This window comes from Lactobacillus rodentium, from assembly GCF_003423665.1.
In the GTDB taxonomy this organism is placed as follows: Bacteria; Bacillota; Bacilli; order Lactobacillales; family Lactobacillaceae; genus Lactobacillus; species Lactobacillus rodentium.
In genome coordinates this window covers 13,165-40,142 of sequence record NZ_BFBY01000013.1, presented here as the reverse complement: position 1 = coordinate 40,142, position 26,978 = coordinate 13,165, and the positions used below count along the sequence as shown (strand labels likewise).

25 protein-coding genes, 2 tRNA genes and 1 riboswitch are annotated in these 26,978 nt (G+C 33.9%); of the genes, 5 read left to right on the top strand and 22 right to left on the bottom strand.

Annotated elements, in window-relative coordinates; all coding sequences use genetic code 11:
- Positions 1 to 13 precede the first annotated feature (13 nt).
- From LrDSM24759_RS06935 to trpS, 13 genes are all read right to left on the bottom strand, one after another.
- Positions 14 to 199: a hypothetical protein gene (locus tag LrDSM24759_RS06935; protein ID WP_117118764.1), complete on the bottom strand. Its 186-nt coding sequence runs from the start codon at positions 197 to 199 to the stop codon at positions 14 to 16.
- Positions 200 to 269: 70 nt separating this feature from the next.
- The gene (locus LrDSM24759_RS06930) at positions 270 to 1,244 is read right to left on the bottom strand and encodes a ribose-phosphate diphosphokinase (RefSeq protein WP_117118763.1); all 975 of its coding nucleotides are present in this window, start codon (positions 1,242 to 1,244) and stop codon (positions 270 to 272) included.
- 115 nt (positions 1,245 to 1,359) lie between these two features.
- A complete protein-coding gene (gene glmU, locus LrDSM24759_RS06925) occupies positions 1,360 to 2,745 on the bottom strand; it encodes a bifunctional UDP-N-acetylglucosamine diphosphorylase/glucosamine-1-phosphate N-acetyltransferase GlmU (RefSeq protein ID WP_117118762.1) in 1,386 nt (461 codons plus the stop codon).
- Between the two features lie 51 nt (positions 2,746 to 2,796).
- Complete coding sequence (gene purR, locus LrDSM24759_RS06920; protein ID WP_117118761.1) at positions 2,797 to 3,630, bottom strand: pur operon repressor; 834 nt, start codon at positions 3,628 to 3,630, stop codon at positions 2,797 to 2,799.
- 126 nt (positions 3,631 to 3,756) lie between these two features.
- Complete coding sequence (locus LrDSM24759_RS06915) at positions 3,757 to 3,996, bottom strand: Veg family protein (RefSeq protein WP_117118760.1); 240 nt, start codon at positions 3,994 to 3,996, stop codon at positions 3,757 to 3,759.
- Between the two features lie 61 nt (positions 3,997 to 4,057).
- Positions 4,058 to 4,945 carry a 16S rRNA (adenine(1518)-N(6)/adenine(1519)-N(6))-dimethyltransferase RsmA gene (rsmA, locus tag LrDSM24759_RS06910; RefSeq protein WP_117118759.1) on the bottom strand — a complete coding sequence of 296 codons (888 nt, stop codon included), beginning with the start codon at positions 4,943 to 4,945 and terminating at the stop codon, positions 4,058 to 4,060.
- A complete protein-coding gene (rnmV, locus tag LrDSM24759_RS06905; RefSeq protein WP_117118758.1) occupies positions 4,935 to 5,498 on the bottom strand; it encodes a ribonuclease M5 in 564 nt (187 codons plus the stop codon). The genes rsmA and rnmV overlap by 11 nt, the downstream gene beginning before the upstream one ends.
- Positions 5,485 to 6,255: a TatD family hydrolase gene (locus LrDSM24759_RS06900; RefSeq protein ID WP_117118757.1), complete on the bottom strand. Its 771-nt coding sequence runs from the start codon at positions 6,253 to 6,255 to the stop codon at positions 5,485 to 5,487. Before LrDSM24759_RS06900 ends, rnmV begins: the two co-directional genes overlap by 14 nt.
- Positions 6,255 to 8,243: a methionine--tRNA ligase gene (metG, locus tag LrDSM24759_RS06895; protein WP_117118756.1), complete on the bottom strand. Its 1,989-nt coding sequence runs from the start codon at positions 8,241 to 8,243 to the stop codon at positions 6,255 to 6,257. The genes LrDSM24759_RS06900 and metG overlap by 1 nt, the downstream gene beginning before the upstream one ends.
- A 129-nt stretch (positions 8,244 to 8,372) precedes the next feature.
- A complete protein-coding gene (gene mgtA, locus LrDSM24759_RS06890) occupies positions 8,373 to 11,060 on the bottom strand; it encodes a magnesium-translocating P-type ATPase (protein WP_117118755.1) in 2,688 nt (895 codons plus the stop codon).
- A gap of 88 nt (positions 11,061 to 11,148) precedes the next feature.
- A riboswitch (M-box (ykoK) riboswitch) is annotated at positions 11,149 to 11,326 on the bottom strand.
- A gap of 67 nt (positions 11,327 to 11,393) precedes the next feature.
- Positions 11,394 to 11,981, bottom strand: coding sequence for a TPM domain-containing protein (locus tag LrDSM24759_RS06885; protein ID WP_117118754.1), 588 nt, complete (start codon positions 11,979 to 11,981; stop codon positions 11,394 to 11,396).
- On the bottom strand, positions 11,968 to 12,468 hold the full coding sequence (locus tag LrDSM24759_RS06880; RefSeq protein ID WP_117118753.1) for a deoxycytidylate deaminase: 501 nt from the start codon (positions 12,466 to 12,468) through the stop codon (positions 11,968 to 11,970). The genes LrDSM24759_RS06885 and LrDSM24759_RS06880 overlap by 14 nt, the downstream gene beginning before the upstream one ends.
- A 17-nt stretch (positions 12,469 to 12,485) precedes the next feature.
- Positions 12,486 to 13,508, bottom strand: coding sequence for a tryptophan--tRNA ligase (gene trpS / locus LrDSM24759_RS06875; RefSeq protein ID WP_117118752.1), 1,023 nt, complete (start codon positions 13,506 to 13,508; stop codon positions 12,486 to 12,488).
- Positions 13,509 to 13,624: 116 nt separating this feature from the next.
- On the opposite strand from trpS, the gene LrDSM24759_RS06870 reads away from it, so the two are divergent.
- Together LrDSM24759_RS06870 and LrDSM24759_RS06865 are read left to right on the top strand one after the other, a co-directional pair.
- Positions 13,625 to 14,245: an SOS response-associated peptidase family protein gene (locus LrDSM24759_RS06870; protein WP_117118751.1), complete on the top strand. Its 621-nt coding sequence runs from the start codon at positions 13,625 to 13,627 to the stop codon at positions 14,243 to 14,245.
- A 17-nt stretch (positions 14,246 to 14,262) separates the two neighbouring features.
- Positions 14,263 to 14,333, top strand: a tRNA-Gly gene (locus LrDSM24759_RS06865).
- 44 nt (positions 14,334 to 14,377) lie between these two features.
- Here LrDSM24759_RS06865 and LrDSM24759_RS06860 read toward each other — a convergent pair.
- The 3 genes from LrDSM24759_RS06860 to LrDSM24759_RS06850 all read right to left on the bottom strand — a co-directional run bounded on the left by LrDSM24759_RS06860 (position 14,378) and on the right by LrDSM24759_RS06850 (position 16,774).
- Positions 14,378 to 15,049 (bottom strand): CPBP family intramembrane glutamic endopeptidase, encoded by a 672-nt coding sequence (locus LrDSM24759_RS06860; protein ID WP_307718915.1) that lies wholly within the window; start codon positions 15,047 to 15,049, stop codon positions 14,378 to 14,380.
- A 74-nt stretch (positions 15,050 to 15,123) separates the two neighbouring features.
- Positions 15,124 to 15,480, bottom strand: a complete 357-nt coding sequence (locus LrDSM24759_RS06855) for a hypothetical protein (protein ID WP_117118750.1) — start codon at positions 15,478 to 15,480, stop codon at positions 15,124 to 15,126.
- Positions 15,473 to 16,774 (bottom strand): Y-family DNA polymerase, encoded by a 1,302-nt coding sequence (locus tag LrDSM24759_RS06850; RefSeq protein ID WP_117118749.1) that lies wholly within the window; start codon positions 16,772 to 16,774, stop codon positions 15,473 to 15,475. The genes LrDSM24759_RS06855 and LrDSM24759_RS06850 overlap by 8 nt, the downstream gene beginning before the upstream one ends.
- Before the next feature lie 159 nt (positions 16,775 to 16,933).
- Here LrDSM24759_RS06850 and LrDSM24759_RS06845 point away from each other — a divergent pair, with 159 nt between their 5' ends.
- Both LrDSM24759_RS06845 and LrDSM24759_RS06840 read left to right on the top strand, forming a co-directional pair.
- Entirely contained in the window at positions 16,934 to 17,254 is a 321-nt protein-coding gene (locus tag LrDSM24759_RS06845) for a PTS sugar transporter subunit IIB (protein ID WP_117118748.1), read from the top strand.
- Positions 17,255 to 17,581 carry a PTS sugar transporter subunit IIA gene (locus LrDSM24759_RS06840; protein ID WP_117118747.1) on the top strand — a complete coding sequence of 109 codons (327 nt, stop codon included), beginning with the start codon at positions 17,255 to 17,257 and terminating at the stop codon, positions 17,579 to 17,581.
- Positions 17,582 to 17,973: 392 nt separating this feature from the next.
- On the opposite strand, the gene greA is transcribed toward LrDSM24759_RS06840, so the two are convergent.
- Positions 17,974 to 18,435 (bottom strand): transcription elongation factor GreA, encoded by a 462-nt coding sequence (gene greA, locus LrDSM24759_RS06835; RefSeq protein ID WP_117118746.1) that lies wholly within the window; start codon positions 18,433 to 18,435, stop codon positions 17,974 to 17,976.
- 153 nt (positions 18,436 to 18,588) lie between these two features.
- On the opposite strand from greA, the gene LrDSM24759_RS06830 reads away from it, so the two are divergent.
- A complete protein-coding gene (locus LrDSM24759_RS06830) occupies positions 18,589 to 19,899 on the top strand; it encodes a C1 family peptidase (RefSeq protein WP_117118745.1) in 1,311 nt (436 codons plus the stop codon).
- Between the two features lie 58 nt (positions 19,900 to 19,957).
- On the opposite strand, the gene LrDSM24759_RS06825 is transcribed toward LrDSM24759_RS06830, so the two are convergent.
- From LrDSM24759_RS06825 to LrDSM24759_RS06805, 5 genes are all read right to left on the bottom strand, one after another.
- Positions 19,958 to 21,628, bottom strand: a complete 1,671-nt coding sequence (locus LrDSM24759_RS06825; RefSeq protein ID WP_117118744.1) for a putative glycosyltransferase family protein — start codon at positions 21,626 to 21,628, stop codon at positions 19,958 to 19,960.
- A gap of 1 nt (position 21,629) precedes the next feature.
- Positions 21,630 to 22,283 carry an HD domain-containing protein gene (locus LrDSM24759_RS06820; protein ID WP_117118766.1) on the bottom strand — a complete coding sequence of 218 codons (654 nt, stop codon included), beginning with the start codon at positions 22,281 to 22,283 and terminating at the stop codon, positions 21,630 to 21,632.
- 36 nt (positions 22,284 to 22,319) lie between these two features.
- Positions 22,320 to 22,392 (bottom strand) — tRNA-Thr (locus tag LrDSM24759_RS06815).
- 66 nt (positions 22,393 to 22,458) lie between these two features.
- Positions 22,459 to 23,724 carry a tyrosine--tRNA ligase gene (gene tyrS, locus LrDSM24759_RS06810; protein WP_117118743.1) on the bottom strand — a complete coding sequence of 422 codons (1,266 nt, stop codon included), beginning with the start codon at positions 23,722 to 23,724 and terminating at the stop codon, positions 22,459 to 22,461.
- A gap of 249 nt (positions 23,725 to 23,973) precedes the next feature.
- On the bottom strand, positions 23,974 to 26,904 hold the full coding sequence (locus LrDSM24759_RS06805) for an LTA synthase family protein (RefSeq protein ID WP_117118742.1): 2,931 nt from the start codon (positions 26,902 to 26,904) through the stop codon (positions 23,974 to 23,976).
- Positions 26,905 to 26,978: the final 74 nt, after the last annotated feature.

Here is a 26,978-nt window from a genome sequence, read left to right as displayed (position 1 = left end):
CAGCTTCTTTAAACTAAATAGGATAAGTAGTATGTGAACGATTTAAAATGTTAAGTCCATAATGATCTATTAATTTAAGCAGATAACGGATATTAGTTGAATTAACTCCATATTTTTTACTTAACCATGTAGAAGATTTTCCATAATTTTTCCAATAATTATAAATATTAATTTTATCTCGCTTTGTTAATTTAGACATAATAAAACCCCGAAATTCTTGTCCGAATTTCGGGGTTCATATCAGATCAAAGCCTTTTATTTATCTTTAATTAATTCTTTTTAGTTTGAAAACGTGTGTTAAATAATGGACTCAATGGTTTATGGTCTTGAATAAACTTAATTGCTTGTCCCATTAGAGGACCAACAGAAACAATTTCTGCTTTAGTCAATTGCTTATCTTCTGGTTGATTAATTGAATCAGTTAAAACTAATTTCTTGATTGGCGAATTATTCAATCTTTCTACCGCTGGTCCAGATAATACAGCGTGTGTAGCTGATGCATAGACTTCAGTAGCTCCCGCATCAATTAGTGCTTGAGAAGCCAAAGTAATCGTACCAGCCGTATCAATCATATCATCAATAATAATTGCGCGTTTACCTTTAACGTTTCCGATAATATTCATTACTTCAGCCACATTTGCTTTTGGACGACGTTTATCAACAATTGCAATTGGTGCCTTTAAAAATTCTGCTAATTTTCGTGCACGAGTGACACCACCATGGTCAGGTGAAACAACTACAGCATCTTCTTGGAGACCATTTCTTAAGAAATAATCAGCTAAAAGTGGTGCACCCATTAAATTATCAACAGGAATATCAAAGAATCCTTGAATTTGCGGAGCGTGTAAATCTAGCGAAAGAACTCGATTTGCACCAGCAGCCTGAATCATATCTGCAACTAATTTAGCAGTTATCGGTTCACGAGCACGAGTTTTGCGATCTTGACGCGCATAACCATAATAAGGTAATACAACATTAACCGTGTGAGCTGATGCACGCTTAACCGCATCAATCATAATCAATAATTCCATTAAATTATCATTAACCGGGTCACTTGTTGATTGAATTAGATAAACATCTTTTCCACGGACCGATTCATCGATATTAATTTGGATCTCTCCATCACTGAATCGTTTAACACTCGACTTACCTAATTCAACTCCAACAGCCTTTGCAATTTTTTCAGCTAAGGGTTTATTAGAATTAAGAGCAAAAATTTTAATTTTTTCGTCTATTTTAGACATGGTATCCTCCAGAAAATACTTACATTCATAACTAATAATAGCAAAAAAATCTGGTTTGTGCGCAAATTATATAAAAAAAGAGTCAAACTTAGTTGACTCTTTCAAAAATGATCAATTATTCCCACTCTTTATCTTTTGATAATGGCAACTTGTGCCAGTAATCTGGCTTGTTAGTTTGACGTCCACGAGCAATAGCCATATCATAACGTCCTACATCTTTAGTAATGGTTGAATCAGCAGCTACAAAAGCATGATCAGCTATATTTACGGGTGCAATAATAGTTGCTCCTGCTCCAATAAATGAATGGTCACCCACATTAGTATGGAATTTCTTAACGCCATCATAATTAGAGAAAATTGTTCCGCACCCAATGTTAATATCCTTACCTAAAGTTGCATCCCCTACATACGTTAAATGACCAACTTTAGTATTTTCACCAATTTCCGCCTTCTTGATTTCTACAAAATTACCAATATGGGCTTTTTTACCAATTTTAGCTTTTGGACGTAAGTGTGAATTAGGTCCAATATCTGAGTTATCATCCATTTCAGATTCTTCAATAGTTGAAGAGGTAATAGTAACACCATCACCAATCTTTGAATCAATGATACGTGAACCATTGGTAATGTAGCAGTCACTGCCAATTACGGTATTTCCTTTAATAACTACATTACCTTCAATCACTGTATCGTTGCCAATTTTTACCCCAGCATCAATATAAGCAGTATCAGGATCAATAAATGAAACTCCATCACGCATATGTGCTTCATTAATACGTTTTTGCATAATCTTGGTTGCTTGAGCTAAAGCAATACGGTCATTTACTCCTAAGCTTTCGCTAAAGTCAGGCATTTGATATGCACCAACTTTTTTGCCAGCCTTCCGCATAATTTCTAAAACATCAGTAAGATAATACTCACCTTGAGCATTGTTATTACCAACTTGCTTTAATGCTTCAAATAATTCTTTATTATTAAATGCAAAGACACCAGTATTAATTTCATCAACAGCTAATTCTTCCGGTGTTCCATCTTTTTGTTCCACAATCCGCAAAACATTGCCATTTTCATCACGAATAATTCGACCATAACCAAAAGGATTAGGTGCCTTAGCAGTTAAAACCGTTGCACTATTACCATCGGCTTGATGTTTAGCAAATAAATTATTAAAAGTTTCACTGGTAAATAATGGTGTATCTCCAGTAGCAACTAAAGTACTACCATCTTTATCGGCAAGTAAGTCACTGGCTGCCATAACTGCATCTCCAGTCCCTAATTGTTCTTTTTGGAAGGCAAATTCAGATTGACCAGCTAAAACATCTTTTACTTTGGCAGCACCAGTACCAACTACTGTAACGATTTCAGTTGGTTCAGTGCCCTTGGCAGCATCTACAACATGTTCTACCATAGTTTTTCCACATACTTTGTGTAAAACTTTATATAATTTTGATTTCATTCTGGTACCTTTACCAGCTGCTAGAATTACCACATATTTATTCATTTAACTTTTGTCCTTTACTATCATTAAATTAACTTAATTATAGCATTTTCACTATGAAAAACGATCGAAGTTTATTTGATCAAGAATATTACCAATTTGCACTTTAATTAATTTTTTATTTCGGTCAACATCAGCAATTTTAATTAATGATTGGTAATCATCAACAACCTTGCGAGAAGCAAATTTACTTTCACATAAGACAGACATTCCCGCCACATGACAATTAAATTCCTTAACTAATTCTTCCATTCCGGTCAAAGTTCCCCCACCACGCATAAAGTCATCAACAATTAACACGTATGATCCGCTAGGTAAACTTCGCTTAGCTAATTCCATTTTTTCAACACGATCGCTAGAAGAGGCAACGTAGTTAACGGAAATTGTAGCCCCTTCAGTAATTTTAGGCTGACGTCTAACTAATACAAAAGGTACATTTAAAAAACGGCTTACTGCTTGAGCCATTGTCAAACCTTTGGTTTCTACTGTCATTACATAATCTACTTTACTAAAGGCATATTTAGTCGCAATTAGCTTGCCGATATTTTGTAAGTCTTGAGGTGAACCCAAAATATCTGAGAAATAAAGAAAATTTCCTGGTAAAATTCGGTCTGGATTTTCTACGCGATCAGCAAGTTCACGCAAAAAACTAGCAGCCGTTTGTTTACCCATAAAGGGAATATAACGTACTCCACCTGCCGCTCCAGCAACAGTTTCTAATATTCCATCTTTATTATTAGCTAAAGTATTTCGTAAAATAGTTAAATCTTCTGAGATGGAAGATTTTGCTGCATCATAACGCTTTGCAAAGAATGGCAAGGCAATTAAAGTATGGGGATGATCCATTAAGTACTTCACCATATCAACTAGTCTTTCTGATCTTTTCATTGCTTCACCTTCCTAAAACTAAACATTTTTTATTAATAATACTCTGAATATAAAGAAAAATCACTAGAATTTCAAAAATATCCTAGTGATTATTCGTAATTTATTTAAATGTTAGCAAATAAAGACTTATAATTCTTCAAATTCAAGTTCAATATTCTTAGTTAAAAGATCGGTATAACTATAAGAAACACGTTCAAAGTTATTTTGGTCTTGATCTAAATCAACTACGAACACTGCACGATAAGTCTTGGTTAAAGTACCCTTTCTACGAGTAACCTTCTTACGACCAGCTTGTGCTACTACTACTAGACTTTCACCAATGTGAGAATCTAAATCTTGCTTAATTGAATTTAGTGATATTGGCACTAGATGTCACGCTCCCTTTTCGGGAGATATTTTACCACACTTTTACTTTATCATCAAGATTTTAGCTAAGCTTTTTTAGTGCCTTAGCTAAAGTAATAAAATCATTAATGGTTAGCTCTTCCGGCCGAACATGTAAATCAAAACCAAGGTCAGTAATTAATTTTTCACGCTTATCCTTATCTTTAATAAAGGTTTTTAAGTTATTGGATAAGGTCTTTCTTCGTTGCGAAAAACATACTTTTACGACATGATTGAAAAACTTTTCATCTTCAATATTGTATTTATCACTTAAAGGAGTTAGGACAACAACTGCTGAGTCAACTTTGGGACGTGGCATAAAAGAGCTACTTTTTACTTCTTCGGCTAGTTTAACTTTCATTCGTGATTGAACTGCAATTGTTAAAGGACCATAAGCCTTAGTCTTAGGATGGGCCACTAATCGCTCAGCTACTTCTTTTTGCATCATTAAAGTTAAACTGACAAATTTGAGGTCACTATTAATTAAGTCAAAAATTATTGGGGTAGTGATGTAATAAGGTAAATTTGCGACAATTTTTACTGGTTTATTTAAATCGAGAAAGCCAGCTGTATCTTCTTTAAAATTCGCCTTTAAAACATCTTTCATTACCAACTTAAAACGATCAGTTAAAGGTTGATTATCCACAGTTTGGGGTAGTTCATTATGTAAAATGTCTGGCAAATCTTTATCAACTTCATAGGCTAATACTTTTGCACCAGCTAATAAAAGTTGCTCAGTTAAGGAGCCAATCCCAGGTCCAATTTCAATTACTTGATCTCCTGGTTGAATATCAGCTGCTGCTACAATTCCTTTGATTGCACCAATATCGACTAAAAAATTTTGTCCCAAATTTTTCTTAGCATGCATAAAATAGCGATTCACAATTGCTTGCGTTCTCACTGGATTAGCGATTGGCATACTATTTGACATGATTAACTGCCTCCTCTAATTGAGCATAGGTGATCCCAAACATTTCCAAACGACGTAAAAATTGTTTAGCATTACCATATCCTATTCCTAGCTCAATACCTACTTTTTCTCTTAACTTCCTAGCATTTGGTCCCATACCCAGCCCTAAGGCTATATATTTTTCACGGGTAATATCAGTGGACTGAGGTTGAATTTCATGTAAATCACGTAGCGCACGTTCAATTGCAGCTTTAGAAGCATGTTCAACTCCTAGACTATTTCCACGTTTAGTCGGCTCCCCCTCTTTCCGCGTAATAAAAGCCTGTTTTGCCGTAGGGACTACCTCAGTTACCAAACGTCGTATTCTTTCACCATTGTAATCTGGATCTGTAAAAACAATTATTTCTCTCGCATCAGCTAACTTTTTTATTTCAGCCAAAGTTTCTTGTGATACTTCAGAACCATTAGTTTCAATGGTCTCAATACCTGGAAAAAATTGTTTTAATCTTTTAGTATCATCTCGGCCCTCAACAATAACCACAGCATTAAAGTGTTTTTTATTATTTGATTCCATATATTTTCATCGCGTTTTCATAAGTATGAGTAGCCACTTCATCAATTGTTACTTCACGTAAATCAGCAATTGCCTGTGCTACATAATGAACATAACCAGTTTCATTTTGCTTCCCCCGATATGGTTTGGGAGTCAAGTAAGGTGCATCTGTTTCAATGAGTATCCGATCCCAAGGAACCACTTTAGCTGACGCGTGAACATCAGTAGCTTTAGTAAAAGATACGACTCCAGAAAATGACATCATCATTCCTAAATCCAAGAATTTTTTCATCCATTCCGGATCTCCATTAAAGTTATGCAAAATACCGCCATACTCGCCCACTTTACTGTCTTTTAGAATCTTATAAGTATCTTCAAATGCATCACGTGTATGAATATTAACTGGCATCTTTAGTTCATGGGCAATTTCTAACTGCTCAGCAAAAACTTTGCGTTGAATATCACGAGGTGATTCATCCCAATAATAATCAAGACCAATTTCTCCTAAAGCTACTGTTTTGTCTAATTGCAATTGCTCAATTAACTTATCTTTAGCAGCTTGATCAAAATCCTTAGCTACATCGGGACAGTAACCTACAATCGCATATAAATTATCAAAACGTTCACTTAAATCAATTGCGCGCTCATTAAAGTCAGGATCTTGTCCTGCCACTGCTGCTCGAGTTACACCAAGGTTTTCGGCTCGTTCTAAGTAAAACTCTTCTTTCCCTCTAAAAGGCTCATCATTTAAATGAGTATGTGAATCAAAAAGTTCCATTAACCTAGAATCGCTCCCACTTCATGTTCATCACCAACAAGACTTAACTTAATCTTGCCATCTTTTTCACTTGATAAAAGCATGCCTTGACTTAAATGTCCTAACATCTTTCTTGGTTTTAAGTTAGTTACAGCAATAACTTTTTTCCCTACTAAATCTTCATAATCTGGATAAAACTTGGCGATTCCACTCAATATTTGACGAGGTTTTGCTTCACCAAAGTCTAACTTAAAGGCTAATAATTTATTAGAGCCTTTAACCGGTTCCACATTCAAAATTTGGCCGACCTTCATTTCAACTTTATCAAAGTCGTCAATTGTAATGGCCTTGGCTTCTTTTTGAGCTTCCTTTTGTTGACTACGAGTAGCTTTCTTAGGTTTAGCCTTTGCCATTTGTTCTTTAATATATTTAACCTCTTCGTCATTTTTTAAACGTGGAAAAATTGGTGTTGGTTTTTCAGTTACCTTAGTATCCCAACTATAACCGCCCCACTCTAAAACATTTGCCTCTTCGTTATCTAGATCCAAGCCTAATTGAGCAAACATTTTAGCCGGACTTTCGGTCATCACTGGTTGGATTAAAAGCGCAACCAAGCGTAAACTTTCAGCTAAATTACTCATCACACGTGAAAGTTCTTCTTTTTTGCCTTCTTTATTTAAGACCCAAGGGGTGGTTTCATCAATATATTTATTTGCACGAGAAATAAGCTTCCAGATTTCATCTAATGCTTGTGAGAAATGCAATTGATCCATCTTCTGGTAATAATTATCAATGGTTGCTTGAGCAGTTTCACGTAAGCTCTTTGCAAATTCATCTTCAGTTTCAGTTACAGGAGCTACCATGCCGTCTTGATATTGATTAATCATAGAAACAGTTCTATTTAAAAGATTACCAAGGTCATTAGCTAGGTCAAAGTTAACTCTTTCAACAAAGTCTTCTGGAGTAAAGATACCATCACTACCAAATGGAATTTCACGCATTAGGTAGTAACGCAAAGCGTCTAAACCATAACGTTCTACAATCATTTCCGGATATACAGCATTTCCTTTGGATTTTGACATTTTTCCATCTTTCATCAAAACCCAACCGTGCCCAAAAATTTGCTTAGGCAATGGTAAGCCCAAGGCCATTAACATAATTGGCCAATAAATAGTATGGAATCGAACAATTTCTTTACCAACTAAATGAACATCTGCTGGCCAATATTTTTCAAATAATGAGTCATTATCTGAGCCATATCCAAGAGCAGTAATATAATTGGAAAGAGCATCAATCCATACATAAACTACATGCTTAGGGTCACTAGGTACAGGAATCCCCCAGTTAACGGTTGTTCTCGTCACTGATAAATCTTCAAGACCTGGTTTAATAAAGTTATTGACCATTTCTTTTTCACGTGAATGAGGCAAAATAAATTCAGGATGCTCATTGTAGTAATCAAGTAAACGATCAGCATATTTACTCATTCTAAAGAAATAAGAAGGCTCTTTAATTAATTTAACTTCATGACCAGAAGGTGCCTTCCCACCAATTACTTTACCATTATCATCTTTGTAAACTTCAGCTAATTGAGATTCAGTAAAATATTCTTCATCTTCTACTGAATACCAACCTTGATATTCACCAAGATAAATATCGCCCTGCTTCAATAGACGTTCAAAGATTTTTTGAACAGCCTTTACATGTTCTTCATCTGTTGTACGAATAAATTTATCGTAAGAAATATCTAGCATCTTCCATAGTTTTTTATAAGAAGCTGCCATATCATCGACAAATTGCTGGGGTTTAATTCCCTTTGCTTCTGCCTTTTGTTCAATCTTTAAACCGTGTTCATCAGTCCCGGTCAAAAAGAAAGTATCATAACCTTGGGCACGTTTGTAACGAGCCATCGTATCCGCAGCAATAGTAGTATAAGCATTTCCAATAGTTAATTTACCAGACGGATAATAAATTGGAGTTGTAATATAATATGTTTTCTTTTCTGCCATAATTAATCGCTCCCTCTAATTCTCTTCTTGCTAGTATATCATAGCATCTTACACCCCAAATTTAGCATGAAACTATAGAAAAAGAGGAATTTATTATAAAATTCCTCTTTTTTATGTAAATACTGAATATTAAATTAAGAATTTTTCTTTTTTCAAGTACCAGTACTTCACTATTGTTGTCAAAGCAATATAAAGAATCAGTAAAATTACTACTAGTCCTAAATAGTAAAGTGGTAACGGGCCGAACTTCATGATTTTGGCAATTGGAGTAATAAAAGGTAAAAGTGTTCCAATCACACCAGCTCCTAAAGTAGCCCACGCCACGGCTGGAGAAGAATGTTGTTGAATAAATGGAATCCTCGGATCCCGTAATACTTGAATTAATATTTCTTGAGTCCACAAGGATTCAACAAACCAACCTGCCGCAAAGATTGTGATAAATAAGGCACGTTGACTTGAAGTAGCAGTAAACCAAGAATTACCAACGATTTGCGGACAAATCCAGAAAAAGAGTAGTCCAAATGTAATGACATCAAAAATTGACGAAACTGGACCAAAATAAAGCATAAATTTTGGTAATTTTTTTGTACTCCATTTTCTTGGTACCTGTAAGTAATGTTCGTTCATCGTATCAAATGGAATTGATAAACACGATAAACTATAAATTAATTCTAAAATTAATAGCTGCATTGGGGACATCGGTAAGAAGGGTAAAAAGATTGAGGCGAGCAAAATCGATAATATATTTCCGAAATTGGATGATAAGGTAATCTCAATATATTTCATTGTATTACCAAATACTCGACGGCCAATTGTTACCCCTTTTTCTAAAATGGCCAAATCTTTTTCTAATAAAATAATATCTGCAGACTTTTTGGCTATATCTACAGCTGTATCTACTGATACTGATACATCAGCAGCTTTCATTGCTGAGGCATCATTAATACCATCACCCATATAAGCTACCGTATGGTCATTTTTCTTCAGTAAATCAATAATATCAGCCTTATCTTGCGGAGAAAGTTTAACGAAGATATTACATTCTTCAACCATTGCCTGCTTTTCAGCTTCACTTTTATCGACAAAATCTTTGCCTGAGTAAACAACATCGGCATTTATTCCTACATCAACTGCTATTTTACGAGTAACAATTGCCGTATCTCCTGTCAGTATTTTGACATTAATCCCATCTTTATTCAGAGTTTGAATTGTTTCCTTAGCACTTTCTTTAGGTGGATCTAGAAATGCTAAAAAGCCAGTTAAAATCAAATTATTCTCATCTTCAGGTGAAAAAGCTCCGACCGCTGCTGGATCTCTTTTATAACCAAGTAAAATGATTCGCATTCCATCAGCACTCATATGGTTGATTTCACTCATAATTTTAGTACGACGTTCATCGGTCAAAGGTTCTACCTTATTGTTTACTTCGATTTTTGTTGAGCATGCGAGCATTTCCTCCGCCGCTCCTTTGGTTACCAAAACATGTTCATTTTCAGCATTGGCCACCACAACACTCACACGACGGCGCTTAAAATCAAAAGGAATTTCATCAACCTTACTATAGTCGTGATTAATATCATTGACATCCAATTCATTATTAGCCGCATTAATAATTGATCGATCAATTAAATTTTTCATACCTGTTTGAAAATAGGCATTTAAATAAGCATATTTTAGAATATCAGGCTGTTCTTGTAGATCTAGGTCATAATGACGTTCAAGCATTACCTTATTTTGGGTTAAAGTTCCTGTCTTATCAGTACACAGAATATCAGCTGAGCCAAAATTTTGAATTGAACTCATAGTTCTTACAATTGTTCCTTGCTTTGACATTTCCACTGAGCCTGTAACTAGATTACTAGTGACAATTACTGGTAACATCTCAGGAGTTAAGCCAACGGCCGTAGCAATACCAAATAAAAGAGCATCAAGCCAGTTACCTTTTGTTAGCCAATCAATAATAAAAACTGTCGGAGCAATAATTGCAGTCATGATTAAAAGCATTTTTGAAATATCTCTAATACCTAAATCAAAACTGGTTTCTTTAATTTTATTTTTGGAAATATTTTGGGCAATTTTGCCAAAGACAGTTTTTTCGCCTGTTGCAAATACTACTCCAATCCCTGATCCTGATACGATGGTTGTACCTTCATAAGCAATATTAGGATAATCAAGATAATTTTTGAGCTCATCGCTTTTGGGACGAGCATTAGCTATTTTCTCAGTTGGTTCAGATTCACCATTTAGTGAACTAGCTGAGCAAAATAAGTCTTTTGTCTTTAGTAACCGCATATCTGCTGGAACCATATCTCCGGCAGATAAGTTAATAATATCTCCTATTACCACATCTTTTGTTGGTAATTCAATATTTTCACCATTACGACGAATATTTGTCGTCACAGAAACAATATTCAATAAATCCTCTACTGCATTATTTGTTTTAATATTTTGAATATATCCCGTAACTCCAGATATTAATACCATAATCAACATAATAATTGTTGTACTAAGATCTTTCTGAGAAGCAGGTACAAATAAATATTCAGAAAAAAATGAAATCGTTGCTAAAATAAGTAAAACAATTGTAAATGGTGTTAAAAAGGATTGAATTAAAAATTGAATTCTAGTATTGGTCGGCTTTTTCGCCACTTCATTAGGACCAAATTTTTCTAATCTTTGCCTCGCATCAGCACTATAGAGACCATTAATTGAGGTATGAAGACGTTGCAAAGTCGCAAATTTATCTTCTTGTGCAATTTGGCGCACAAGCTTGATATTACTCATCATTTTTTTGCTAGGATTTGTAATTTTTAACATTTTAACTTCCTTTCTTTTAATCAAAAGAAAGCAAACAAACAAAAAAGACCAAACGCAAAAACTGCATTGGTCTTTTATATCCAAGCGATATTTATACTCGTCGTTCAGTTTTAACACTACATGACGTAAAGTTGCTGCAATTCTGCATAACTAGCTGGCTGGGGAGGGCCTTAAGTCGACGATCCCTGTTTGACCCGTTGGCATCTCTGGATGTTGCTGGGCGACAGCATATATTCATGTAGGAGTCTCACCTAACAGTTTATTTGCCTTATATTTAACTTCCACTAACCACTTTAATGGGATTTAACTTATTCGTCAACCACAAATTAAATACTATCTCCTATTTCGTCTTTGATACCAAGAAAAAACTATGGTAGCACCTAACGCAATTATAATTCCCCATACAAAATTTACACTTTGCGGATGATTTATTTTTTGTAGTTGATTATTCGATAAGGCATTCTTATCAGCTGGCAAACTAAGTTCTTGATCAATTAAGGTTGTACAGGCATTAAATACCTTACGTATCCCTTTATTAAAGGTCCTATTGTTACTACTACGTAAATCATCACCAGCATAACGAACAATATTACTAGTAGTTGTTGCCGATAACGTTTTTTTGAAATTACTTCCTACCAAAATTTGAACGTTATTTTTCTTTTGGTGAAGTGTAACAATTAAAACCTGATTTTTATGTGGTTTTAAGCGTTTAAAAGCATCATTATTTATAATGCTAACTAAATCAATTACCGGCTTTTCTTTTAATTTGCTAGTTTGATAGGTTTCATTTTTTTCACTTACTAACTTATTAGTAGGGGCATTATAAATATGAGCATGATCATTAACATTAGGCTGTTTCATGGCCAAGCCCAAAAATGCTAATAATGTTAAAATTCCTAGAAATACTTTATGTTTCATCATTATTACTTGCTTCTGCTAAATTAAGTTGATCTTCTAGATCTTGCACATATTTCTTTTCAAGTTTGACTTGCTCGAGCCCTATATTTTTGTCATGTAAAAGTCTTAAGGTTAAAGGATCATCATGATAATCATAAAAGTAATTAATCTTTTTGACACCAGCCTGTACTAAACATTTAGCGCAGTTAAAACAAGGAAAATAAGTTACATAAATCTCTGTATTTTCAGTGGAAATACCATCTTTGGCACATTGTATCAAAGTATTCATTTCAGAATGAATCGTTCGAATACAATGTCCATCAACCATTAGATGTCCTACATCATCACAATGTTCTTGACCAGAGACACTACCATTATAGCCAGTCGCTACCATCCGATCGCCCTTGACCAAAACACTTCCAACTAAAGCACGATCACAAGTAGAACGTTGCGAGATAACCAAGGCCTGCATCATAAAATATTGTTTCCAAGGAATTCTATTGCGTGACATGATACCCTCTTAAGAAACTAGTTCTTTTTAAAATAATTTAAGCCAATTGCATCTCTAACTTCTTCAAGAGTTTGGTTGGCAACTTCATTTGCCTTCTTTGATCCTTCTAAAAGCATTTCATAAACCGCATCTGGATCTTGAGCATATTTTTCACGACGTTCTCTGATTGGTGCAAGCTCAGCTTCAAGTACTTCATTAAGGTAGCGTTTAATCTTAACGTCCCCAAGACCACCCTTTTGATATTGTTCTTTTAATTCTGCAACTTTGTCTTTATCGGGCGCAAAAACATCTAAGTACGTAAAGACAGTATTACCTTCAACTTGACCAGGATCTTCAACATGAATATGGTTAGGGTCAGTATACATTGACATAACTTTCTTTTGGACTGTCTTAGCATCATCAGATAAATAAATAGCATTACCCAAGGATTTAGACATTTTAGCATTACCATCAAGACCTGGTAATCTACCTTGACCCTTTGGTGGAAAATAGCCCTTTGGTTCTACCAAGATATCAGTGTTATAAACTCGATTAAAAGTACGAACAATTTCACGAGTTTGTTCTAGCATTGGTTCTTGATCATCCCCAACGGGAATCAAGGTTGCCTTAAAAGCAGTAATATCGGCAGCTTGAGAAACTGGATAATTTAAAAATCCGACTGGAATCGAGTCCTTAAAGCCTTTTTGTTTAATTTCTGTTTTAACAGTTGGGTTTCTCTCTAAACGAGCAACAGTTACTAAATCCATGTAATATGCAGTTAATTCAAATAAAGCAGGAATTTGAGATTGCACATAAATTGTAGACTTTTCTGGGTCAAGACCTACTGCTAAATAATCAAGCGCTACTTCAATTAAACTTTTTCTAATCTTTTCTGGATCACGGGCATTGTCGGTTAAAGCTTGGGTATCCGCAATCATAATATAAGGATCGTATTTTCCTTCATTTTGTAATTTTACACGATTCTTTAATGAGCCGATATAGTGACCAATATGAAGTTTCCCTGTAGGACGATCACCAGTTAATAAAATTTCTTTTGTCATAATTATCTCCGTTTGTTAATTAACATCTTATATATTAGTTATTCTAGCAAAAATGCTTATTTCTTTAAACTCAAGTTCAAGTTGATAAAATAATAATTAAAGAAGGAGTGAGAGAAATGTGCAGTCACTTTCAATTACCACCATTACATAAAATTGAAAAATATCTTAAAGAAGATCTTGATTTACCTTTAGTCCCAGTTGATTTTCCTAAAGAAGAGTTTAAAGATGCAACTGAAATCTTTCCAAAACGCAAATCTTTAGTCTTACTTTATCAAGATGATAAACTTCAACTTCAAATTATGGATTGGGGCTATCCTAGTCCATTTAAACCAAACCAAGTACTTAATAACGCTCGAGTAGAACGCTTTTTTGAGCCACAACGATCAATGTGGGATAAATCCTTTGCTCGTCAAAGATGTATTGTTTTGACTAATCAATTCTTTGAAAGTAGTCGTAATACTTATACTCTTTCCAATGGTAAAACTTATCATGAAGAATTTAGTTTTAAGTCTGCTACACAACCACTTACTATGATAGCTGCTATTTATGATGAAAAACATTTTGCTCTTGTGACTACCGACTCTAATGAAACAGTTTTAGCTGCCCATCCTCGCATGCCATTAGTTATTACACCAAATGAATTAAGAAAATGGCTCTTTCAGAACTTCACTTCACTAATTGATCGCAAACAAGTTAAACTTACCCGCACACTATTGCCCCACAGAGAAAGTGTGTGATACAATTCTTATATCCCGCGGGTATAGTTTAATGGTAGAATGTCAGCTTCCCAAGCTGAAGATGCGGGTTCGATTCACGCTATCCGCTTACTTAAAAAGAGACATTACACAAAGTAATGTCTCTTTTTTCTGTTAAATCATTATTACCATTAAAATTCCATTCAATATGCTCAGATAAACTGGAATCCAAAGGGATTGTGTGTATAAATAGCTCCAGGCAAAGAGTACTCCATAAATAAAATTAACTATCAAAATTGGAAGAGAAAATTGAAAATTTAAAATACTAAAAAACAGTCCTGAAGCCATTATTCCCAAAACACTGCTTAACATCGTACTTTCACGGAAAAAATAATTAAAGAAAAAGCCATTAGTTAAAAATTGCTGGAGGGTGGGGAATACAATACCAATTGCAAAAATTAAAAACCAATATAAAGAATTAGACTCATGATCGAGATAATGCACTTGTAAAGTAAGTTTTGGCAGACTGCCCTTGGCTTGTAAATAAGTAAATAAAATTCTCGCTGCAATAATGATCAGCGTCATACCAAAGGTAAAGGTGTAGTCCCCTAAAAAAGATAATTTAAAACTTTTAACAAAATATTTTTGTTCATGGTTAAATTGGCGAATATAAAAAAGTAACACTACTGCAGCTATCGGAATAAATAAGATCATACCAAATAGATGAAATTTATTGTGAAATATTGTTAAGCTCTTACAACCTAAAACTATTAGGTATAAGACCAAATAAACTGCATAACGAGTAAAATTACCTTGCCGTGATGCTGGAGTATTCAAGCTGGCCACATCCTTACCTCTCACTTTTTTTATCGTTTAGATTATAACAAAATTTTGGCCTAAAGATGTGTCATAATTAAAATTCATAGTAAAATGTTATTTATTTCGCTCAATTTTATTTTTTGTCCTGATATCACTACTTCATCCTCATCATAACCTTCGATCCATCCCTCAATATCCGGTTCATATTGAGCTTCCATATTTTTAATTTTCAATTGTACCTTTACTCTTTTATGTGTTGAAAAGGCGCACATCAGCTGTTCCCCTATTTCTTGCAAGGACATGGATCGCCTTTTTTTAACAACTTGGTTTCTTTTTTGATAATCAGTATTTATTTGGGCAGTATGGTCGCTCAAGTAAAATCCAGCCCATTTTATCATGCCCCGATCTTGGTAATTCTTAAAAAAGGCATTAATACGAGCATCAAAATCATCATTCATAGGCATTACCTCCAGTATGCCCACCAACCAAATTACTTCGTTTAATTGCAGTAGCTCCAGGTAATAAACTTGAAGCCTTTACTACACTCGCAAAGCCATAATCTTTTCGGATGCGATCAATAGTATGATCAATTTGAAAAGCATTTATCTGATGCCGAGGAGAAGTAAAAAAATCTAACTGTTGCAAATTTTCTGGGGATAATTTGCCATAACTAATTCCAATTCTTCTAACCGGTTCCCCGTGCCAATTATTTCGAAAAATTCCAATTAATTCACGTGTTAATTTTTCATTATTATTAGTAGGAGCAATTCGCTCATTCCTTGTAAAACCCCGACTCGAGTCGCAACTTAAAGCATAACCAATATGAAGGGTAATCAAACTTGTCTGCAGGCGCCGTTTCCTAATTCTGGCCGCCACTTGTTCCCCAATTTCACGTAAAACTACTTCAATTTCGCGTTGCACTTGATAATCTCTTTCTAAAACTTGGGAATTAGAATAACTTTTTTCATTTATTTTGGGCTTTTGGCTAATGATGCTTCGATCTACACCCCAACTCATTGCAAATAATTGATCACCAATTATACCAAACTCACGATGTAAGCGATCGGGATTAAAGTGAGCTAATTGATACATATTATGAATTCCTAGTTTACGTAAATGATGAGCAGTATTTTTGTTAATACCCCAAACATCTTCTAAATTTTTGATCTTCCAAATAGTATCTGGAACTTCAATATAATGCCAAAAATCTATCATTGAAAGGCGATGTTTAGCAGAAATATCCATTGCCAGTTTAGCCAATAAAGGATTCTCACCAATTCCACAGGTAGTGTATAAACCTAGCTTATCATGGATTTCTTTTTGAATTTTGCGTGCCACTTCATAAGGATCCTTCCCAAAAAGGTGCCATGATTTGGTCATGTCGAGCATACTTTCATCTATTGAATAAGTATGAAGATCTTCCTCAGCGCAATAATGCAAAAAAATTTGTTTAATTTCTAGCGCCTTTTTAATGTAAAGATTCATATGCGGATCAACTCGATATAAATCGGGAGTTTCAGTTTCTTTGGGTAATTGGCGCATTCGCATAACATTTTTTAAACCATATTTCTTCTTGGCTAAAGGAGAAGAAGCCAAAATCAATCCACCATTAGTATTAGGTTGCCTTGATATCACGCACAAAGCAGTTGTCATTGGATTTAATCCAAGTCTAATACATTCACAGCTGGCATAAAAAGATTTATTGTCAATCATGAAAATTAAGTGTTTCGGCTCATAACGATAATCATACATATAATCGCCTCTTATGCATTTTTAGAACATGTGTTCGTATAAATTCTACACTTTTTTAAGCTGATTTTTCAAGAGCAAAGGTAAGGTTTATTTATTTTTTAGCCTATCCTTGCTATAATAAAAGCCTCTTAAGCAAAATAAAATTAAGGAGCAAGGTTAATGGCTAAAAAAATAATTATGATTGCTTGTGTATCAGGGTTATCAAGTGCTCTCCTAGTATCTAAAATGAAACAGGCTGCTCAAAAAAATAATAAAGATTATCAAATTATTACTGGCTCAATAAGTGAAATTGAAACCCAACTACCAACCATCCAACCAGATGTTTTGTTACTAGGTCCACAAATTCAATATTTGAAAGAAGAAGTTCAAAAAAAGACTAGTACTGCTAACATCCCAGTCGCGGTCATTAATATGCAAGACTATGCCATGATGGACGGTGAAAAAGTACTCGCGCAGGCAGAAAGCCTTTTAAATAATTAAATGTCAGAAGAAAAACAAAATAATCAAATGGCCATGGAACTTATTATTGAAGCTGGTAATGCTAAAGCTGCTGCCATGCAAGCTATTCATGTTGCTAAAAAAGACAACTTTGAACAAGCGCATAATTACTTGCAAGAAGCAAACCAAGCTTTAAATAAGGCCCATCTTATCCAAAAAGACATGTTTAGCCAGCAGGCTAGTGGTGCTCCTGTCCCGCTAAATCTTTATTTAATTCATGCTCAAGATCATTTGATGACTGCAACTACCTTTATTGATCTTGCTCAGGAAATAATTGCTTTATATCAAAAATTGGCATCAAAAAAGTAGGATAATATTTTTTATCTATAAAAAGTCTTAGACTATTTAACAAATTAAGGTTAAAATAGTTAGTGAAAACTCACATCACAAAAAGAGACCTAGTTAAAACTAGGTCTCTTTTTGTTTCTATTTATTATATTAATTATTCTTAAGTCATATTATTTCCTGATTTTTTATTTTAGTCCTAAAATTATCAAGGAAACCTATTAGCTAGTATGAAGAAAGGTAAGGTGAGGCATATAAAATGATTATTTATTACCGTCCAAATTAATTTTTCAAATATACTATACTCAACCGGAAGAAAAACTTATTTGGTAATTTATAATTTCATAATCCACGATATAATCTACTGGTCTTGGCCTAAATAGCCAAGACCTTTTTGTATTCATAACTTGCACTTGTTACTTTACTGCTAATATTTTAACCTGATAACTGCCTGCCGGAGCCTCTACTGTTACTACTGCTCCAGCAGTTTGTTTCATAAGGGCTTGCCCGAGTGGAGAATCAAAAGAAACTTTATTTTTAGCTAAATCTGCTTCCATTCTCCCTACTATTTTATAATTCTCAGCCTCATCATCATCTTCAAATTTTAATTCGACTTCCGAACCCAAATCAATTGTTCCATCAGTTTTTTGTTCAATAATTTCCGCATATTTTAATTGTTTATCAAGATAGCGCAATCGACTCTGTAAGTGCCCCAATTCTTGTTTAGCCGTAGTATATTCAGAATTTTCAGATAGATCACCCATACTTCTTGCCTCTTGCAAGATTTTAATTCTACGCGGACGATCCTTTTTTAAACGCTTAATTTCTGCTTCTATTTCTTGATAACCCTCTGGGGTCATTTTTTGAAAATAAACCATGATTTTTTTCAAATTCCTCCATTATTTTAATCAAGTGTATCATGTTTAATCCTTTTAACAAAAATATTTATGGAAATAAGTTTAACTCGCAATTATTAAAAAATGATGTAAAATAAGAGCTATAAATTATAAAAAAGTTAAAAGGAGTTTCATATGTCTCACGAACTATCTTTTCAAGAAATAGAAGATTTCCGGACTGATTTTCACAATTCCAGAAATCAAGTTGTCTCTCGGGCCGCAATGCGTAATGGGTTACTAGAAGCATCATTTAACCCAGATGTTGTTGGTCGCCTAACTGATACTTTTTCAATTGAAGTAGAAACAGATAATGTCACTAATCAAAAACAATCAGGACGTTGTTGGTTATTTGCCACATTAAATACTTTGCGCCATGATTTTGGTAAAAAATATCATGCCAAAAACTTTACTCTATCCCAAGCATATAATTTCTTCTGGGACAAAATCGAACGAGCAAATATTTTTTATGATGAAATTATTGCTTCTGCCGATAAGCCATTAAACGATCGGACTGTTCAAGCATATTTTGATTTTGCTGGTGCCGATGGCGGGCAATGGGCAATGGCTGCTTCACTAGTTAAAAAATATGGTGTTGTTCCTTCTTATGCAATGCCAGAGAGTTTTAACACTGACCATACAGCTGCTTTACGTGATGCATTGGCTCGTAAAGAAAGAAAAGATGCTCTAGTTTTACGTAAATTAGTCAATGCTGGTAAAACCGAAGAAGTAGAAAAGAAACGCAAAAAATTTTTAAGTGAAATTTATCGGATGACGGCAATCGCAGTTGGTGAGCCACCTAAAACTTTTGATCTTGAGTATCGTGATGATAATAAAGAACTTCACTTAGATAAGAATTTAACGCCAACTGAGTTTTTCAATAAATATTGGAATATTAATTTTGATGATTACGTTTGCTTAACTAATGCACCCGATCATGAATATAACAAATTATATTCTTTACCATATGAAGACAATGTTAATGGTGGTATTCCCATTACTTTCTTAAATGAACCAATGGAATACTTACGTTCTGCAGCTATTAACCAATTAAAAGATGGCGAAAGTGTTTGGTTTGGTAATGACGTTTTGAAAGAAATGGATCGTAAAACTGGTTACTTAGATACCGAACTTTACAAAACTGATGATCTATTTGAAGTCGACACCCAAATGACCAAAGCAGAACGACTAGCTACTGGTGAAGGTAGTGTTAGTCACGCCATGACCTTAGTTGGTGTTGATGAAGACAATGGCGAAATTCGTAAATGGAAGGTAGAAAATTCTTGGGGTGATAAATCCGGACGCAAAGGCTACTTTACGATGAGCAATAACTGGTTTAATGAATTTGTTTATGAAGTAGTGGTTCGTAAGGAGTTCTTGACAGCCGATCAAAGAAAATTAGCTGAATCTACTCCAATTGAACTTGCTCCGTGGGATTCATTAGCTTAATTAATAAATAAAAATAGCTAGTAGTTATGATTTTTTCATAGCCACTAGCTATTTTTACTTACTTTCTTTTTTTAATTGCTAATCTAATTACCAAAAAGCATAAAGTTAATCCAGAAATTATCCATCCTAAAATTGCCCAAGTAGTTTGTTTATATTTTACAATAACTTCTTTTGACTCTCTTGTTGGCGTAAGTTTTACTATTCCTAACCCTTCTGCATTTTCTTTTACGAGTTTAAATGAAGTTAGTTTATTTTTAGTTTTTACTTGATATTGATAACCAACATAGTACAGCTTTGGAATAACTACAGACTTTATCTTTCCTGGTACACTCAAAATTAATTCATGGTAATTATTAGTCTTTATTTTTACTCCTGGTTCTTTCTCGACCACCTTTTTTGGAGTCATATCACGCCAATCAGGATAAGACTTTACAAATGCTTTAGGTAAATATTCTCCACGACTAATACCATAATTAGTTTGATAATTAATTTGCAATAATTGATATCGTCCCCGCACAAATCCTAAGGTTATCTTGGAGGTAAAAGCAAAGCTGATAAGTAAAAGGCAAATACTAATAATGCCTAGAATTTTGCTTGTCGTTAATTTTAAATTTGCTATCCAAGTAGCAATTAAAAACAGATATAAGGGGATTAAAAGTAGGTTCAAACGCCACATTTCCTGCATCACGTTGATACTTTTTACATGGTCACTCAAAAATAAAACTATCACTTTTGAATAAAGTATCAAGGAAAGAAATAATGTCGAAATTAAAATCGTTCTCACCTCTATAGTACTTTGCTTTATTTTTATTAACCAAAAAATAATAGCAATAATAACCAAGATTATAATTAAGGGACCAACATAGCCTTGTTGCAACAAATTAATTGATTTGGGATTAATGGCAGTAACTAAATTCAAACTAGAACTTGGAAGCATTAAATTACCTTGATCATCGACCGCAGTATTTCTAAAAGGTTGAAATAAATATTGTTGGATTAATGGTAATAAAAATACTGCACTAATTCCAGCTCCAATTACACCACCCTTAATAACTATCAGAAGTCTTTTAAGATGGCGAAGTAAGGTAACAATATTTAATAATGAGAATAGTATAATTAGGCCTAGCACCATCATGAAACTAAGCAAATGACTTACTAATAAGCCGGCCATTAATAATCCATATTTAACGTAAGAAACTGGTTTACCAGTAATAATATTTAAAGTCTCAATGATAATAAGCGGAATAAAAATATACGCAATAGCTTCTCCGATTGCTGCACGCCCAAAAACCATACTAATATAGTAATTATTCAAAACATAAAATGGCATTATAACTGCAGCAATTTCTTTTCTATTCGTTAATTGATAAGTTGACCAATTAATCGCTATCATTGCGCCAATTGCTAAAATAACTACTAATAAGCGATAAACAGAATAAACCGGCAAGCCCAGTGCTACTAAAATTGCAAAGGGATATAACCAAAAATTACCATAAAAAAATCCTACGCCATATCCTAAACCGCCTAAATAATTGAATCCAATGGGATTAGGGAAATGACCTGCCGCAATATTATTAGCAAGTGTATGGATACGAGCCATATGGAAATTAGGATCATACCCACCTGGAATTGCCCGCATACCTATCAGCAATAAAATTGCAATCAGGGTTAAAATAAACACTATTTCACTAAAAATATTTTCTTTTATCCAACTCTTTATTTTTGTCACTTTAAACTTCCCATTCATTCATAAATTCAGCAATAAAACCACGCATATACTCAGTTCTTCGATGTGCCTCTTTTTTACCAGACTTCGTATTCATCAATTTTTCTAAATTGAATAATTTTTCATAAAAATGATTGATAGTCGTTTCTTTATGGTTACGATATTGATCATGATTTAGCAAGGTTACTGGCTTAATTTTAGGATCATAAATCAAATTTCCGTGTTTTCCACCATAGGTAAAAGCTCGTGCAATTCCAATTGCTCCCAAACTTTCTAAGCGATCTGCATCTTGCACATATTGACCTGAAAGCGGCAATTGATGCCTATGTTCGATGTTAGCTGAAAAAGACATATTTTGAATAGTAAATAGAATATCTGCAATTTCTAAAGATTCAAAGCCACTTTCTTCAAGTAAAAGTTTGATATCCTTAATTACTAATTCAGGCCTATCACATACTTTTTCATCAATAGTATCGTGCAGATAACTTCCAGTTTTAATTATCGCAACCATGCGGCTAGTTTTATGAGCTTGTGGGTTATCAATTAAATACATTTTTTCGGCTAAATGGGCTACTCTTTGACCGTGATAAAAATCATGTCCCGTTCTTTCGTCTTGTAGTTGCTTTTTAGCAAACAATTTAACTTTTTCCAAATCAATCACTAGCTTCTCTCCTTTCTACTTTTTCTTTTTATAAGCTACTTCCCAGATTTGAACTGGGGACCTCCTCCTTACCACGGCGGTGCTCTACCTCCTGAGCTAAAGTAGCGTGTAGCAATATTTTAGCATATTGCTTATATACAAAAAACTGCAAGTTAGTACTTGCAGTTTTTATTTAACGTTTAATTCTTACTAAAGTATATTTCTTTTTACCTTTACGGATAATTACAAACTTACCATCAAAAGCGCTATCTGGTTCAACAATGAAGTCAGTATCCTTTTGACGTTCACCATTTACATAGATCGCACCATTAGAAACATCTTCACGAGCTTGACGCTTTGATGGTTCAATCTTAGTTTCAACCAAGAAATCAACGATATTCTTAGCTTCTGCTGTAGCTTCTACACTTGGTGCATTCTTAAACCCTTGTTCAATTTGATCAACAGTTAAATCTTTCACATTCCCCTTAAATAGTGCTTGGGTAATAAATTGTGCTTCTTCTAAACCTTCTTGACCGTGCACAAATTTGGTGACTTCTTCAGCCAGACGGCGTTGTGCTTCACGTTTCCAAGGTTCCTTTTCAACTTTTTCAGCTAAATCTTCAATTTCTTCACGTGATAAGAAAGTAAAGTACTTCAAGTACTTGATGACATCACGATCATCTTGGTTCAACCAAAATTGGTAGAATTCATAAGGACTTGTCTTTTCTGGGTCAAGCCAAACAGCTCCACCAGCTGATTTACCAAATTTAGTACCATCGGCTTTTAGCATTAATGGAATTGTTAAACCAAACGCCTTTTGCTCTTGTCCTTCAAGTTTGTGAATCAAATCAATTCCGGCCGTAATATTGCCCCATTGATCACTTCCACCAATTTGTAATTGCACACCATGATCCTTATTTAAGTGATAAAAATCAATTGCTTGTAAAATTTGGTAGGTAAATTCAGTAAACGAAATACCATTTTCTAGACGTGAAGCAACAACATCTTTATTAAGCATATTATTAACTTGGAAGAACTTACCATAATCACGCAAGAAATCAATCATGTTTAATTTACCAAGCCAGTCAGCGTTATTAACAATTTCGAAGTTTTCTGTACCAAATAACTTCTTCATTTGATCAGTAAGCTTTTCTTCATTTTTCTTAACTTGCTCAGCAGTTTGTAATACACGTTCAGTTTTTCGACCAGATGGATCACCAATTGCCCCAGTTCCACCACCAATTAAAATTACTGGATGGTAGCCAGCCATTTGAAATCTCTTTAAAATCATAAAAGGAATCAAGTGTCCAATATGAAGAGAATCTCCTGTGGGATCTGTACCACAGTAAAGGGCAAGATCATCATGATCTTTTAAGTATTCACGCAAACCGTCAGCATCAGTTTCTTGGTTAATAGCCCCGCGCCATTTTAAATCTTCTAAAATATCAAATTTTGCCATAGTTTTGCCTCCAACAAAAAACGTCCCTAGTCATATAAGACTAGGGACGACTAAAGTTCTTCGTTAGCCGTGGTACCACCCACGTTCGCGCAATTGCGCCTTAAATAGTTGTTACGGAAACCACTCCATTAAGTACTTCAACAAAATAGCCTGCCTAGCTCGCACCCTTACGCTAGTTCTCTGAACACTGAACTATTTTATTTACTTCGTTAATTAAGATAATAAGGGAGAAAAAGCGTTAAGTCAATATTAATTAGCCGACTTATAAAAACTCTTATTCGCCTTTAAAGTATAACCATTTCCTTGTGACATATCGTATTGAATTAATTCATAATCATGCAACAACTGCTTTTGTTTTTTAGTCAAAGATTTCTCTGAAACTTCTTTACCATTTTGATCTACAAATTCAATCCCTGAACCAGCTTTATAATTAATTGTAATTGCCGGTAATTCTTTTTGAACCTGGGTTAAAAGAGCTTGAAATGGGGAAACCTTGATATTACCTTGCTCTAAGGCCATTGGTATAAAATCAGCTGTACTTACATATTTACTATTACTTACCTTATTCTTCGCACCATGTTCACGTGCATATTTATTAGCATAAATAAAGTAATTCGTAGCATGTAATTGAATTGGATAATTATTTAATTCATTTTGATCTATAATTGCAGGATAGTGATCACCATAGAAAACAAAAATTATCGGTCGATTTATTTTGTCAATTCGTTTAATAAAGTTTTCTACTGCCTGATCAGTATACTGTATTCCCTTAGTATAAGTAGCAAAACTTTGAGGATCAATTCCAGAAGTCTGAGGTAAACCAAGTTTAATTTTATTAAGATATTCATTGTGTGAGTACCAATTATTATAAGGTAAGTGGTTCTGCATCGAAATCAAATTAATAAATTGTGAGCCTTTATGCTCAGCTAATTGGTCTTCAGCATTTCGATAAAGAGTTTCATCAGATAAATACCATGATTTTCCGAGTTTCTTTTGGTGATGAATTTTATATTTTGATCCAATAAATACAAATTTATCAAAGCCAAAAGTTTTATACACACTTTGACGTGAATAATATGTTCCAAAAAATGGATGGATAGCGCTCGAATACGCATAATTCATCCCTAATGATGGATAAAATGGATAGCTTGGAACAATTTGCTGATATGGCATAATTTGTCCTTTTAACGTCCCAATATTAAAACCAGTTAGGGACTCATATTCCATTTTAGCTGTACCACCACCATAACCACCGCTAAGCATTTTCCCACTTGTAGTAGTTTCACTTAAAGTGCGAATATATTTCATCGGGTCACTTACCCCAGATGCTAATTTGGCAGTAGGAAAATTAAGAGGATCAGTAAAACTTTCACTCAAATTAAAAATCATGGTTTGATTACCCAATTTATTAGACCGATTTTGATTAATAATTTTAGCTTGTTTTTGGTACTTCTGTTCTATTTTCCTAATTGCTGTTTGAGAATAACCGGCTGGTTTATCCATTGTGGCCACATTACTATAATCAAAAAGCATTAATAAAGGGCCGTTAATTTCAGCATCAACCGTTGGAGCACTATAAATTGGGTTATTATCGAAAGCGCGACTTAGATAATAAATTGGAGTATTTGGATTATTAAATTGTGATGGTGTACACCATAGTAAAATTCCTAAAATAAAGCCGATCAAGCGCGATTTAATTGAACCAACACGATGAGGAAATTTTATTTCCAAAAAAATCGTTACTCCAATAATTATTACTAGTCCAATAACAGTAGCAATAATAATACTTGGATCAATCATCCCCAGTAACGTATTTGCATTCAAAGCTTCTTTTAATTCCGTAGGATATATTGGTTCTCCACGTAAAGAAATCTTGATTTGATCTGCAATTGCCAAGCCTAGAATGATAACAGTAACTAAAGAAAGGGAAACCCAATAGCGAGTGGTAATAAAGAGAATGATTGCAAAAAGTGCTAATAAAAATAATGCTGTTAAGACAGGCACAAACATCCGTTGCGCTAAAATATACCAAAAAATATTTTGACTATTGAGCCCATCTATTCTTCCCTGCTTGCTTACAATAAAAATAGATAGCCAAGCTAGAATGATAAAGTATAAGAATGTCCAAAAGAATAACTTGTGTCGACCCAAATAACTCTTCACATTCTTCCAAATATTAACCATTAATTTGCCAAGATTATCTTGATCAAATACTTGGATTATTTTTCGTCCTAACTTTAATTTATTTAAGCCATACTCTATTACTACGCTATAAAATACCACCAATAATAAGCAAATGAAGATTACAATTGAACGGACCTTTTTCCCACTTGGTAAATAATTAAAGTAAGTAATAAAAATTGGTGATCCCGTAATTATTAGTGCTAAAAAAATATTATTGAATAAGAATTGCTTAATAAATGGTACAAAAATTTTAAGACTATAAAATAGCAAACCGCTGCTTAATAACATCACGGCCGAAACTGGATAATCTAAAAAAGTCATTCCAGCTGGCATACTTTTTTGTACATCTGGAAATTGTAATAGTAAAGTTTGATTTGACCAAATAATGAATCCACTTAAACCAATAAAACAGATAAAGCAAATAATCGCCCTTCTTAAACTGTATTCTTGGCGTTTAAGCCACATTCCCCATACTCCAGCGATAATTAGTAAAGGTCCAAATACGTTAGAAGCTAGACCAATTCCAGTTCCACTAATAGCCCAAATTAAAAAAGAAATAAAAGTTAAAATAATCCCACTTTGCTGATAAGTAAAGTGATCTAAAAAAGTGGCAAAATATTTTTTTAAAAAGAAGAAAATTACTAATCCAGTAAATATTGGACTTACTCCAGAAATAATTGGCAAAAACATTCCAAATAATTGCCACATCTTAAATTGATCATAATTGATGGCACAAATAATTACTTGTACAATAAATAAGCCAATATAACCTGTTAGCCAAACTTTAGCTCCCTGCCTAAAGTTAATTGGCAAATCAACTGCTCCTAGTAACATAAATCCAAATACAATTAGTAGCAATTCACCATATTTACCAGTCTGATAAAGACCAATGTTATTAGGATTATAGGGACGATTAAAAAATAAGCTGCCCCAAATAGCTAGAATTAATCCAATGCTAAGTAAATATGCGACTACTCTTGAGATTCTTTTAGACATAAAACATCCTTTTATTTTCTCTTATTTTCAAATAATTATTAACTCTTCCATTATACATTATCAAGATAATACAA